Raw genomic sequence first — 427 nt, forward strand, 5'->3', positions numbered from 1 at the left:
CGGAGTTGGAGCCGGTGGATGTGGGCTGGTCGTTGGCGACGACGCGGTCGGTGTTCGAGCATCGGGCGGTGGTGCTGGGTGGTGAGCGTGAGGAGCTGCTGACGGGGCTGAAGAATCTGGCCGGTGGTGTGTCGGCGGGTTCGGTGGTCTCGGGTGTGGCGCGGCAGGGGGCCCGGGTGGGTCTTGTGTTCGCGGGTCAGGGTTCGCAGTGGCTGGGTATGGGGCGTGGCCTGTACGAGGGAAGCCCGGTGTTCGCCGCGACGTTTGACCGGGTGTGCGGGCTTCTGGAGCTGGAGTTGGGAGTCTCCGTACGGGATGTCGTGCTGGGCGTGGATGGTGTCGATGAGGGGCTGACGGATCAGACGTTGTATGCGCAGGCGGGTCTGTTTGCCTTCGAGGTGGCTTTGGCTGCGGTGCTGGAGGCGGC

The 427-nt window shown here is 67.2% G+C and carries 1 protein-coding gene; it reads left to right on the forward strand.

All coding sequences use genetic code 11. The annotated features are described in order from the left end of the window. Positions 1-427: acyltransferase domain-containing protein (locus AC4IJH_RS43740; RefSeq protein WP_490857603.1), on the forward strand; the 427-nt coding region annotated here is incomplete at both ends.

The organism is Streptomyces sp. UF-297 (assembly GCF_058245575.1).